9 protein-coding genes, 1 tRNA gene, 1 rRNA gene and 1 pseudogene are annotated in these 12,162 nt (G+C 32.2%); 7 read left to right on the top strand and 5 right to left on the bottom strand.

The window, feature by feature from the left end; all coding sequences use genetic code 11:
• Positions 1-60 precede the first annotated feature (60 nt).
• The 4 genes from h2es_RS07970 to h2es_RS06590 all read left to right on the top strand — a co-directional run bounded on the left by h2es_RS07970 (position 61) and on the right by h2es_RS06590 (position 2,651).
• Positions 61-270 carry a DUF2905 domain-containing protein gene (locus h2es_RS07970; RefSeq protein ID WP_154512495.1) on the top strand — a complete coding sequence of 70 codons (210 nt, stop codon included), beginning with the start codon at positions 61-63 and terminating at the stop codon, positions 268-270.
• Between the two features lies 1 nt (position 271).
• Positions 272-844 carry a ProQ/FINO family protein gene (locus h2es_RS06600; RefSeq protein WP_154512493.1) on the top strand — a complete coding sequence of 191 codons (573 nt, stop codon included), beginning with the start codon at positions 272-274 and terminating at the stop codon, positions 842-844.
• 61 nt (positions 845-905) lie between these two features.
• Positions 906-1,904: a protease SohB gene (gene sohB, locus h2es_RS06595; RefSeq protein ID WP_154512491.1), complete on the top strand. Its 999-nt coding sequence runs from the start codon at positions 906-908 to the stop codon at positions 1,902-1,904.
• 21 nt (positions 1,905-1,925) lie between these two features.
• Positions 1,926-2,651 carry a DUF445 domain-containing protein gene (locus h2es_RS06590; RefSeq protein ID WP_230204285.1) on the top strand — a complete coding sequence of 242 codons (726 nt, stop codon included), beginning with the start codon at positions 1,926-1,928 and terminating at the stop codon, positions 2,649-2,651.
• A 147-nt stretch (positions 2,652-2,798) separates the two neighbouring features.
• Here h2es_RS06590 and h2es_RS06585 read toward each other — a convergent pair.
• The 4 genes from h2es_RS06585 to h2es_RS06570 form a co-directional block, all read right to left on the bottom strand.
• Positions 2,799-2,874: transfer RNA gene (locus h2es_RS06585), tRNA-Lys, on the bottom strand.
• A 151-nt stretch (positions 2,875-3,025) separates the two neighbouring features.
• Positions 3,026-3,445 (bottom strand): nucleoside-diphosphate kinase, encoded by a 420-nt coding sequence (ndk, locus tag h2es_RS06580; protein WP_154512489.1) that lies wholly within the window; start codon positions 3,443-3,445, stop codon positions 3,026-3,028.
• Between the two features lie 9 nt (positions 3,446-3,454).
• Positions 3,455-3,637 carry a hypothetical protein gene (locus h2es_RS06575; RefSeq protein ID WP_154512487.1) on the bottom strand — a complete coding sequence of 61 codons (183 nt, stop codon included), beginning with the start codon at positions 3,635-3,637 and terminating at the stop codon, positions 3,455-3,457.
• 6 nt (positions 3,638-3,643) lie between these two features.
• The gene (locus tag h2es_RS06570; RefSeq protein WP_154512485.1) at positions 3,644-4,429 is read right to left on the bottom strand and encodes an enoyl-ACP reductase FabI; all 786 of its coding nucleotides are present in this window, start codon (positions 4,427-4,429) and stop codon (positions 3,644-3,646) included.
• Between the two features lie 161 nt (positions 4,430-4,590).
• Between h2es_RS06570 and h2es_RS06565 the strand changes: the two genes are divergently transcribed.
• Positions 4,591-5,424 (top strand): pyruvate, water dikinase regulatory protein, encoded by an 834-nt coding sequence (locus h2es_RS06565; protein WP_154512483.1) that lies wholly within the window; start codon positions 4,591-4,593, stop codon positions 5,422-5,424.
• Positions 5,425-5,517: 93 nt separating this feature from the next.
• A pseudogene (gene ftsH, locus h2es_RS06560) lies at positions 5,518-7,430 on the top strand (ATP-dependent zinc metalloprotease FtsH).
• Between the two features lie 249 nt (positions 7,431-7,679).
• On the opposite strand, the gene h2es_RS06555 reads toward ftsH, so the two are convergent.
• Positions 7,680-9,071, bottom strand: a complete 1,392-nt coding sequence (locus tag h2es_RS06555; RefSeq protein WP_154512481.1) for a hypothetical protein — start codon at positions 9,069-9,071, stop codon at positions 7,680-7,682.
• Between the two features lie 299 nt (positions 9,072-9,370).
• Here h2es_RS06555 and h2es_RS06550 point away from each other — a divergent pair.
• Positions 9,371-12,138 (top strand): 23S ribosomal RNA (locus h2es_RS06550).
• Positions 12,139-12,162: the final 24 nt, after the last annotated feature.

Genomic DNA, 12,162 nt, shown 5'->3' with positions numbered 1-12,162 from the left:
AGGCCATTCAATGGATAAGACTTTTATTAAAACAATTTTTTAAATCTTCTTTGATAACGTATGACAATACAAAAACTTATTATAGCCCTTGGGATAGCATTCATAATTATTGGAATATTATTCCCATATATATCTAAAATAGGACTTTTTAAATTACCTGGAGATATATATTTTGAAAGCAAAAACTTAAAGTTCTTTTTCCCAATTACAACTTCTATTTTATTGAGTATTATAATATCTATTATTATTTGGATATGGAGAAAATTTTAAGATGGATCAAAAAATAAAAAAAGATCAGCTATTATTATCTGAGGATTACAATAAAATATTTAATACTTTAGCTTATGAATATCCAAAGTTATTTAATAAGCAGGATGTTAAATTACTTAAAGTAGGGATAAGGAAAGAGATACTAGCTAATGATAATCTAAGAATAAGTAAGACACAATTAGCTGAGTTTTTTAAATTATATTGTACCAGTAAGGAATATAAAGAACTTCATGTAGAAAATGCTAAGAGATATGATTTAGAAGGTAATGAGTCTGGAGTGGTTACAAAAGAACAAATAGAAGGCCTTGTTAAATTAAAAGAAGAAACAAAAAAGAAGCGGGAATTGAAAAAACAAAGACAGCAAGAATTAGCTAAAAAGCAAGAAGCAAAAGATAGTAGTGCTAAAGTTAAAAACAAGAATATTAATAAAGATCAAAATAGTAGTTCTCTTTCAAAAATAAATAAAGATCTAAAAGTAAAAAAGCCAACTGTTACTCAAGATAACATAGGCAATATAAAGTCTGCTAACCATACAATTAATAGCACTAAACCAAAGTTAGGTATAAAACTATGAAGGGTCCAGCTATAAGAAAAATAGAGTAAGATCAATAATAAAGATAGTGAGGATATAAAGAATGTTTTTATCAGAGTATCTAATGTTTCTATTTAAAACATTAACAATCGTGGGAAGTATAATTTTCATAATAATTGTATATTTTTACATAAAAGCAAGAATTAGGAAAAGTAAGGATGATGGATTGTTAATTGTAAAAGATTTATCTCGTCATTACTATGAATTGAAGTTGCAGATGTTAAAGACTATTTCTTCAAAGCATAAAATTAAAGATACAGTCAAGGAGTTTAAGAAAGTATTAAAAGGTAAAAAGCAAAAAGAAAATGAACAAAATATATATGTAATTAAATTCAAGGGAAATATAAAAGCTACGGCAGTAGAATCATTAAAAGAAGAGATTACAGCAATACTCTCTATTGCACATAAACGAGATAAAGTTGTTCTAATATTAGAATCACCTGGTGGTACAGTAAGTGGATACGGACTTGCTTCATCAGAATTAAATAGAATAAAAAATAAAGGAATTAAATTAATAGTTATAGTAGATAAAGTAGCTGCAAGTGGTGGCTATATGATGGCAAGTATAGCAAGCCAAATTATTGCCGCTCCATTTGCAATAATTGGCTCTGTAGGAGTAGCTTCTCAAATACCTAATTTTAATCAATTACTTAAAGATAAAGGAATAGAGTATGAGCAAATCACTTCAGGCAAATATAAGAGAACTGTTACGATGTTTGGTAAAAATACAGATGAGGGGCGTCAGAAGTTACAATTAGAACTTGAAGAAATACACAGTCAATTTAAATCATTAATAAAAAAACAACGTCCAAATATAGATATAGAAAAGATTTCTACAGGAGAGTATTGGTTAGCAGAGAAAGCTAAGGAATTAAAGTTAGTAGATGATTTAATGACTAGTGATGAATATCTAATGGATCTTAATGAATCTGGTAATAATATCTATCAGATTGAATATAAAAAAGAGCTAAGTTTAATGAATAAATTATCCGTTGCTTGTAATAATATTAAAAGTATATTCCAGACAAAATATGATATTTAAATGCGTTTTAAATTGATTGATATGATAGATAAGAGAACAAGAAAAGAAAGCTTTAATTATATTAAAAGCTTATTTGCTGATATGAGCTTTGTAACAAATTTAATAGCATTATATATATTACTATTAAGCTATATAATGCCATATTTTTCTAAAGAATTGCATAATATAGGACTATTTGCATTATCTGGTAGTATAACAAATTGGTTAGCAATTCATATGCTATTTGAAAAGATTCCATTTATATATGGATCAGGAGTAATTGAATTAAGATTTCAAGATTTTAAAAAAGGAATTAAAGATTTGGTAATGAGTCAGTTTTTTAACAAAGATGATTCTAATAAATTCCTTAATAAAATTAATAAGCTAGTTATTTCAAATTTAGAATTATCAATAGATTTTGAATCTTTATATAAGAAATTAGTAGAAGCTATTATAACTTCTCCTGCAGGAGGTATAATTGCTATGATGGGTGGTGAATCAGCATTGGAACCATTAAAAGCTCCAATCATCAATAAAATTAAAGATTTTATTAAAGAACTTTCAAATTCTAACCTAGAAATTAATAATAATACTGAATCATTTATTTTGGAAGTTGATAAAATAATCTCAGATAAGATAGATAAATTAACTCCTATTATGGTGAAAAAAATAATTCAAGATATAATAAAAAGGCACTTGGGATGGTTAGTAGTATGGGGTGGAGTATTTGGTGGAGTGATAGGATTGATTGCAAGTATTGTTGGATGATGGCATATGAACAAACTTATTTATGCCTTAAATATGTTTTGAGAGCAAATAAGAGATTTGAGATAATGCTCCTGTTTGCTAAAAATCAGTCTTTCTGGGTAAATAATAACTTACTTTTAGTTTATTGAAACATTAAAGTTTTTTTAGTGGTGATCCCGACAAGATTCGAACTTGTGACCTACTGATTAAAAGTCAGTTGCTCTACCAACTGAGCTACGGGACCATAAATAAAGCATAAAGAGCTTATTAATAAAAAAAAGCGAATAATATTTTCGCTAAGTTATATATACAAATGCTAATAAGCTACATTTTGGAAGTTATAGCACATTGAATATAGTAAGACAAAACTTTTTTATTATTTAACATAAGAAAATTTATCTAATGATTTCACATTCACTAAAAAAGAATGCTATTTCTTTTTTAGCATTTTCAATGGAATCAGAGCCGTGTACAGAATTTGCTTCAATATTTTCAGCAAATTCTTTTCTTATGGTGCCTTCTATAGCTTCGTCAGGATTTGTAGCACCCATGATTTCTCTATTTTTTGCAACAGCATTTTCTCCCTCAAGTACTTGTGCAACAATTGGAGCTGAGGTCATAAAATCGATAAGACTTTGAAAGAAAGACCTGTCTTTATGTATATAATAAAAAGCTTTGGCTTGCTCTTTAGTTAATTTTATTCTTTTTTGTGCAATTATTTTTAAACCAGCTTCTTCAAATTTATTGTTAATTTTTCCAGTTATATTTCTTTTTGTTGCGTCTGGTTTTATTATACTTAATGTTTGTTGTTTCATCTTTTGTTTTTATACTAATTTATTTCCTATAGGTGTTCTTTTAATACATGGCTCATGACCATTTGTATATATTTTATTATTTGTAGCACATGGGCTTTTTATGTCATAAATAGAGGGATCTTTTGGCTTACATGCAATTACGCAGGTAAGTAAAATCCATGTTAGTATAATTGTATTTATCTTTATGTTCATAATAATCTAATTTTGTTTATATAATGATCTTGGAGATCCTAGAATATTGTATCCGGCATCTACAAATATAATTTCTCCTGTAATACTTGATGATAAATCACTTAACAAAAATGCAGCAGTGTTTCCCACATCATAGATTGTTACATTTTTTTGAAGTGGAGAGTTCTCCTCGTTAAATTTTAACATGCTGCGAAAATCACCTATGCCTGAGGCTGCTAAGGTTTTTATTGGTCCTGCTGAAATGGCATTAACTCTTATATTTGAAGGTCCTAAATCTGCAGCAATATACTTTACACTAGACTCTAGTGCTGCTTTCGCAACTCCCATCACATTATAGTTAGGGATAACTTTTTCAGCCCCGTAATAAGTTAATGTCAAAATACTTCCACCAGGCTTTAATATTTCTGCAGCTTTTTTGGATGTATATACAAAAGAATAGCAAGAGATATCTAAAGTATTTAAAAAGTTATTTCTTGAAGTATCAACGTAGCGACCTTTAAGCTCGTTTTTATCAGAAAATGCTATTGCATGCACAAAAAAATCAATTTTACCATACTTCTTTTTTATCAATTCAAATGCTTTATCAATAGATTTTTCATCACTTATATCGCATTCTATTAGTAAATCAGATTTTAATTCTTCTGCGAGTGGCTTGACCCTTTTGGCTAGTATTTCATTTTGATAACTAATTGCAAAGTTTGCTCCATGATCGTTGCAAATTTTTGCAACACCCCAAGATATGGATTTATCATTTGCCAAACCCATTATTAAACCAACTTTATTTTTTAACATATCATTCAAATTTAAATAGCCTAATCAGAAAATATAAAATTTATTGAAAAAGCTTTTTACACGTAATTTTACTTTCAATATTAGAAAATAATAATATTTATATATTGAAATGCAAGCTTTTATAATCTAAATAATCATATATTAGTTTTATACATAAGCAAATGAGTATTACCAGTTTAAATTTATATATGGTATCTGATTCATCTGGTGAAACAGTTGTAGCTGTGTCAAAAGCTGTTGTTTCGCAATTTGATAGCATCAAAATTCATGAATATATGTGGCCTTTAGTTAGGTCTAAAAAGCAAATAGATGAAGTAGTTGTATCGCTAAAAAAGAATCCAGGAGTAGTAATATATACAATTATAAATAGGGAATTAAGAGAATATTTAAAAGAGCAATGCAATAAATTAAATGTTAAGTGTTTTTCACCTATTGCAAGTATAATTTCAGAAATTTGCTCTTACTATAATATACAAACTTCTAAAAAAACTCCAGAAAAAGAAATTTTATCGGATACGAGTTATTTTAAAAAAATAGAAGCAATAAATTTTACTGTAAATCATGATGATGGTCAGCAAATTAATGATTTTAATAATGCAGATATCCTTTTAGTTGGAGTTTCAAGGACTTCTAAATCACCAACTTCATTATACTTAGCCCAAAGGGGCTATAAAGTTGCTAATTGGCCAATAATTAATGATGTTGAGTATGATTTTTCTTTAATAAAAAATCCCTTAATAGTTGGTTTGACAGTAAGTATAGATAGATTACTACAAATAAGGCAATGTAGATTAATTGGTCAGAATTTTAGTGATTTTAGAAATGATTATACAGATGCCCTTAGCATTAGAGAAGAAATAAGATATGCAAATAAAATTTTTAACAATAACAAATTCCCTGTTGTAGATGTAACTTCTAAAGCAATAGAAGAAATATCAGCTGAGATTATTAATTTATATTTTGCTAAAAAAGGTGAGCATTTAGTTAATACTTAATTTGAAAAATTTATAAAATGTAATGATTAATTAAATATATTATGGTAGAAGTTAATATGCCCAACATAGAATAACGATAAATTTATATCATTTATGAAAAATTTAAAAAATAACTTCAATGCTAATTTAATGAAATGGGTTAGTATAATTTTTTTAATTATTGTAGCTTATAACCTTATAGATGTAACTAATGTTTCAAATAAAAAATTAATATTCTCTGATTTTTTAGATAAAGTTTCAAATGGGGATGTAAGTGAGGTTAGCATTAAAGGTAGTAATATAGAAGGTGTTTTTTCTAATGGTGAACATTTTATTACTTTATCTCCTAGAGTGTATCCACAGTTGATAGATGATTTAAGAGCTCGTAATGTAAAGATTAATATAGTTCCTCTTGAATCAACAATGAGTAACATATTAGGTATAATATTTTCATGGTTACCAATGATAGTGTTGATAGGTATATGGATATATTATTTGAAAAATATGCAAGGAGCTGGTGGAAAGGCTATGGGATTTGGTAAATCAAAGGCTAAATTGATGCAAGATCAAGGTAAAAAAGTTACTTTTGCTGATGTGGCTGGAATTGATGAAGCAAAAAATGAATTAAAAGAAGTGGTTGATTTTCTAAAAGACCCTGGGAAATTTGATAAATTAGGAGGGAAAATTCCAAAAGGTTGTTTGCTTATTGGTTCTCCTGGAACTGGAAAAACCTTGCTTGCTAGAGCTGTTGCTGGTGAAGCTGGAGTGCCATTTTTTACAATTTCTGGTTCAGATTTTGTTGAGATGTTTGTAGGGGTTGGTGCTAGTAGAGTTAGAGATATGTTTACTCAAGCTAAGAAACATGCCCCATGTATAGTATTTATTGATGAAATAGATGCGGTTGGACGTCACAGAGGATCTGGCTATGGTGGCGGAAATGATGAGAGAGAACAGACATTGAACCAGTTGCTTGTGGAGATGGATGGTTTTGCTGATAACCAGGGTATAATTGTTGTTGCTGCAACAAATAGGCCTGATGTTTTAGACTCTGCTTTACTTAGGCCTGGTAGGTTTGATAGACAAATTACAGTTCCTGTACCAGATATTAAAGGTAGAGAGCAAATTTTAAGTGTGCATATTAAAAAAGTCCCAATAGCACCTAATGTTGATATAAAAGTCATAGCAAGAGGGACGCCTGGATTTTCAGGAGCTGATTTAGCAAATTTAGTAAATGAAGCAGCTCTTGCTGCAGCTCAAGTTAATAGAGATGTGGTTACTATGCATGAACTTGAACATGCTAAAGATAAAGTTATGATGGGAGCTGAGAGAAAATCTATGGTAATGTCTGAGGAGGAAAAGAAAATTACTGCATATCATGAAGGAGGGCATGCTCTTGTAAGTTTATATGTATCTGAATCTGATCCTATTCATAAAGCAACAATAATTCCAAGGGGCAGAGCTTTGGGTATGGTTATGCAACTTCCAGAGAGTGATAGATGTCACCATAACAAGACATACCTGGAGGCAAGGCTTATTATAGCTATGGGTGGTAGAGTTGCTGAGGAAATTATTTTTGGAAAAGAGAAGATAACTACAGGTGCTTCAAATGATATTAAAGTTGCTACAAGCTTAGCGAGAAATATGATTACTAAGTGGGGTTTTAGTGAAAAGATAGGACCTGTAATGGTGAGGATAGGGAAGATAGTATGCGTTATGGTGGAGGTAGTAATAAAGAAGTGTCAGAAAAATTAGCTGAGAGTGTGGATAAGGAAGTTGATAAATTGCTAAGGGATAGCTACAAGCTTGCTAAAAATATTATTACAAAACATAAAAAGAAGCTTGAAGTATTAGCTAAAGCACTTATGGAATATGAAACTATAACAGGAGATGAGATTAAAGATTTAATTGCAGGAAAAAAAATACGTATTCATGAAAATTCATCAAATAAAAATGATGATAATCGTCCAACTTCTTCCATACCAGGTAGTAATTTAGATAGTTCGCCTCCTGTATTGCAAGATGTTTAAGGTGAAATATAGCCTATGTAATCTGATTTATAGATAAGCTTTTATGCAATTATGAAGCATAAAGCAACTATGATAATCTACTTCTAGATTTAATTAATGTAATAGCATTTTAATATTTGGGCAATTTAATTAAAATATCAACATGTACTCTTTTAATAATTATATTGGATTTATGTAATTTCATGATGGTTAATAGGAAAAGGTGAATATTGTCTATTAATTTTATTTCTTTTCTTATTTCAGCTTGAGTTAATGTGTGATGTCTATCTTATGGTTTTGATGAGTTGCTCTAGAAGAGAATTTTTCTTTATCCTGATGATGGCTTATTGCTAAATCCAAAGTTTCTTTTATTGAATGATGATGGCCTACGTCAGTTGCATGGTGTGAATGATGTTGATTTGGTGTAGCTAAATCTAATGCTTCTATGTTCACATGTTGATTAGTTTTTTTTGTGGATATGCCTTTAGTTATACTTTTGATTTGATTAAGTATTTTTACTCTTTCTTGAAATGTACTCCTTGCATTATTAATAGCATTTCTATCCATATGTTGCACATGTGCGCAAGGTGACATTAATTTATATTGATTTTCACTTGAAAATCCATGTGTAATTACATTTTTGACATTTGAAAAAAAATCTATTGTTTTATGTTTTAAAGATTGTTTTTGAGTAAATGACTTCATTTCTTGAGGTAAGTTTTCTTTCACATTTTCTTTTGCTTCAGCAAACGCAATTTGAATTGACTTTTTGTTTGATACATCTAGTTCTCCAGATGTTATTTTTTCTTTTACAATTTTTATTGCTTCTTTTTCTAAATAAGAATTTAAAAATGTTTCTTTTAATTGCTCTATACTTTTTCCATATTGATAATCTATGCCAAGAGCATTAGATAATTTTTCGTTTTGTTCAAGTAAAACATTTTTTTCACTTTCAAATGCCTTTTGTTTTTTATGATCAACAGCAGTTCTAAGTAGCATAGTGGTTAAACCTATAGTAAGTGAAGCAGGTTCTATAGCACCTAAGAAAAAACCTGTAGACATTCCTCCCATAGTTAAATATTCTAGTCCGTGAGTTTGCAGCTGTTTTTTTAATGCTATTTTATTTGATATTTTTCTTTGATTATTTTGATGTACTTCTGCAGAATTTAAACCTAAATTCAATTCATGGTTTTCTAATAAAATTGATTCCAATGATTTTCCAATATTATCTTCTAGCAATTTGCTTTTTTCATTTTCGATTTCTAATGTTTTTGATAGTAAAATATTTTCGCTTTGAATATTTTTAAGCTTTGATAAGCCTCTTGCTTGAATTGCAGTGTTAGCCGCTATGCAAGCCAATGTTATTGCTCCTCCTATTGGGCCAGTAAGAAGTATTGCAGCTGTTATCATTAGAATATTAGCAAAATTAGGGCTTAATATAAAATGTAAAATTTTATTTCTAAATTTTGTTTTTTCCGCATCTTGGCCTAATATAGGCTTTAAAGTAAAATCAGTGTTTACAGTACTATGTTTTTGAAATTTTCTTCTTTCTGTGTTTTCATAAATATTTCCAATAGATTCAGCATTTTCAAGTGTGCTATGTGACTGATGAGTAATCTCAATAGTTGTTTTAATAGCATGTAGTATTGCGGTTGGGTCCATATGAAATAATCTTTAATTATTCAAGTTAATAATACAATATATGATATATATTTCAAAGTATAATTAAAGTGATTAATATATGCAAAAATAGTAATATTAATTAATTGTAAAGCTATTAGATTTATCGGTAAGAACTTTATAATAAAATTTATTTAAGTAAATAGTAAATAATCTATTGACGAATGATAAACTTTTACGTATAACTTTCATACTGTTTTCTTTGAAAAAGTTAATAAGATATTGTTTTTTTACAACAACAAGCTGAGACAAAAATTGCTCTATATGCGCTATTTGTAATAGCAAAATTATAATAAGGGTGTTTGGTGGATGCCTAGGCAACAAAAGGCGATGAAGGACGTGATAGACTGCGATAAGCTACGAGTAGGTGTCAATAACCGTTTATTCGTAGATTTCCGAATGGGGAAACCCATCAAGTTTACTTGATATTTTAAGATGAATATATAGTCTTAAAAAGCGAACCTGGAGAACTGAAATATCTTAGTACCCAGAGGAAAAGAAATCAACCGAGATTCCGCTAGTAGTGACGAGCGAACGTAGAAAAGGCCAGTCTTTTAGTAATTATAACTAGAATATTTTGGAAAAAATAACTGTAGAAGGTGATAGTCCTGTATAGGTAAAAAATTATTAAAAGCATGAGTAAAGCGGGACACGTGAAATCCTGTTTGAATATGGGGGGACCACCCTCCAAGCCTAAATACTATTTGTTGACCGATAGTGAACCAGTACCGTGAGGGAAAGGCGAAAAGAACCTCGATAAGAGGAGTGAAATAGAACCTGAAACCAAACACTTACAAGCTGTCGGAGCATAATTCTTTTTTCGGAAAGAAGACGTGTGACGGCGTACCTTTTGTATAATGGGTCAGCGAGTTAGTGTATCTAGCAAGGTTAAGTCGTTAGATGTAGCCGCAGCGAAAGCGAGTCTGAATAGGGCGAATATAGTTAAATGCATTAGACCCGAAACCGAGTGATCTAGCCATGAGCAGGTTGAAGTTGGGGTAATACCCAATGGAGGACCGAACCCAACAATGTTGCAAAATTGTGGGATGACTTGTGGTTAGGGGTGAAAGGCCAATCAAACTCGGAAATAGCTGGTTCTCCGCGAAATCTATTTAGGTAGAGCGTTGTTCGTTTATCATTAGGGGTAGAGCACTAGATAGGCTAGGGGGGTCAAAAGCCTTACCAAACCTAACTAAACTCCGAATACTAATGAATATAGAACAGCAGACAGGCTATGGGTGCTAAGGTCCATAGCCGAGAGGGATACAGCCCAGATCATCATCTAAGGTCTCTAAGATATAATTAAGTGTGAAAGGATGTGAAGACGCCAAAACAACTAGGAGGTTGGCTTAGAAGCAGCCATCCCTTAAAGAAAGCGTAACAGCTCACTAGTCTAATAGCGACTTTGCGCCAAAAATGTAACGAGGCTAAATTATACACCGAAGATATGAGTTTATAGTATTCGTACTATAAGCGGTAGCGGAGCGTTGTGTAAGTCTGTAAAGGTGAATTGTGAAATTTGCTGGAGACATCACAAGTGAGAATGCTGACATGAGTAGCGTAAAGGAGTGTGAAAAACACTCCCGCCGAAAGTCCAAGGGTTCCTGTGTAAAGTTAATCTGCGCAGGGTTAGCCGGCTCCTAAGATAAGGCTGAGAAGCGTAATCGATGGGAATCACGTAAATATTCGTGAGCCTGCTAAAAGTGACAAAATTTAGAAGTTGTATTGTGTTATTGGATTCATAATGCAGCCAAGAATTTCCAGGAAATAGCTTTAGCATATAGACCGTACCCCAAACCGACACTGGTGGACAGGTAGAGTATACTAAGGCGTAGAGTGAATAATGTTGAAGGAACTAGACAAATTACATCCGTAACTTCGGGAAAAGGATGACCTAGTATAGGCAACTATATCTAGGTGGCACAAACCAAGGAGAAACGACTGTTTATCAAAAACACAGGGCTCTGCAAACTCGAAAGAGGAAGTATAGGGTCTGACGCCTGCCCAGTGCTGGAAGGTTAAGGTAAGATGTGCAAGCTTCGAACTTAAGCCCCAGTAAACGGCGGCCGTAACTATGACGGTCCTAAGGTAGCGAAATTCCTTGTCGGGTAAGTTCCGACCTGCATGAATGGCGTAACGATTTCTCCATTGTCTCCAACATTAGCTCAGCGAAATTGAATTCTCCGTGAAGATGCGGAGTCCCTGCGGTTAGACGGATAGACCCCGTGAACCTTTACTATAGCTTTACATTGATATTAGGAATTAGATGTGTAGGATAGGTGGGAGACATTGAAGCTACGGCGCCAGTTGTAGTGGAGTCATCCTTGAAATACCACCCTTCTGATTTTTGATATCTAACCAAAAACTGTGAATCCAGTTTTGAGACAGTGTATGGTGGGTAGTTTGACTGGGGCGGTCACCTCCTAAAGAGTAACGGAGGTGTGCGAAGGTAAGCTCAAGCTGGTCGGAAATCAGCCCAAAGAGTGCAATGACATAAGCTTGCCTGACTGCGAGACTGACAAGTCGAGCAGAGACGAAAGTCGGTCATAGTGATCTGGTGGTTCTGCGTGGAAGGACCATCACTCAACGGATAAAAGGTACTCCGGGGATAACAGGCTAATGAACTCCAAGAGTCCATATCGACGAGTTCGTTTGGCACCTCGATGTCGGCTCATCACATCCTGGGGCTGAAGAAGGTCCCAAGGGTTTGGCTGTTCGCCAATTAAAGTGGTACGCGAGCTGGGTTCAGAACGTCGTGAGACAGTTCGGTCCCTATCTGCCGTAGGTGTAAGGAAAATTGAGAGGATCTGACTTTAGTACGGGAGGACCAAGTTGGATATACCTCTGGTGTATCAGTTGTTCCGCCAGGAGCAATGCTGAGTAGCTAAGTATAGAAGGGATAACCGCTGAAAGCATCTAAGCGGGAAACCCACCTCAAAACTAATTTTCCCTATAGTGCCGTGATAGACTATCACGTTGATAGGCTGGAAGTGTAAGTAAAGTAATTTATTAAGCTGACCAGTACTAATAGCACAATTAAATTTTGCTAATACATAGTGCGTATATAGTGCAA

It is taken from the genome of Rickettsiales endosymbiont of Trichoplax sp. H2 (assembly GCF_009690945.1).
In the GTDB taxonomy this organism is placed as follows: domain Bacteria; phylum Pseudomonadota; class Alphaproteobacteria; order Rickettsiales; family Midichloriaceae; genus Aquirickettsia; species Aquirickettsia rohweri.
The sequence above is the reverse complement of the archived record's forward strand: the minus strand, read 5'-3'. Positions and strand labels throughout refer to the sequence as shown.

Bases quoted from the DNA above. Each gene is read 5' to 3' on its own strand.
- h2es_RS07970 (WP_154512495.1), top strand. From the start codon at position 61: ATGACAATACAAAAACTTATTATAGCCCTTGGGATAGCATTCATAATT.
- h2es_RS06600 (WP_154512493.1), top strand. From the start codon at position 272: ATGGATCAAAAAATAAAAAAAGATCAGCTATTATTATCTGAGGATTAC.
- sohB (WP_154512491.1), top strand. From the start codon at position 906: ATGTTTTTATCAGAGTATCTAATGTTTCTATTTAAAACATTAACAATC.
- h2es_RS06590 (WP_230204285.1), top strand. From the start codon at position 1,926: ATGATAGATAAGAGAACAAGAAAAGAAAGCTTTAATTATATTAAAAGC.
- ndk (WP_154512489.1), bottom strand. From the start codon at position 3,445: ATGAAACAACAAACATTAAGTATAATAAAACCAGACGCAACAAAAAGA.
- h2es_RS06575 (WP_154512487.1), bottom strand. From the start codon at position 3,637: ATGAACATAAAGATAAATACAATTATACTAACATGGATTTTACTTACC.
- h2es_RS06570 (WP_154512485.1), bottom strand. From the start codon at position 4,429: ATGTTAAAAAATAAAGTTGGTTTAATAATGGGTTTGGCAAATGATAAA.
- h2es_RS06565 (WP_154512483.1), top strand. From the start codon at position 4,591: ATGAGTATTACCAGTTTAAATTTATATATGGTATCTGATTCATCTGGT.
- h2es_RS06555 (WP_154512481.1), bottom strand. From the start codon at position 9,071: ATGGACCCAACCGCAATACTACATGCTATTAAAACAACTATTGAGATT.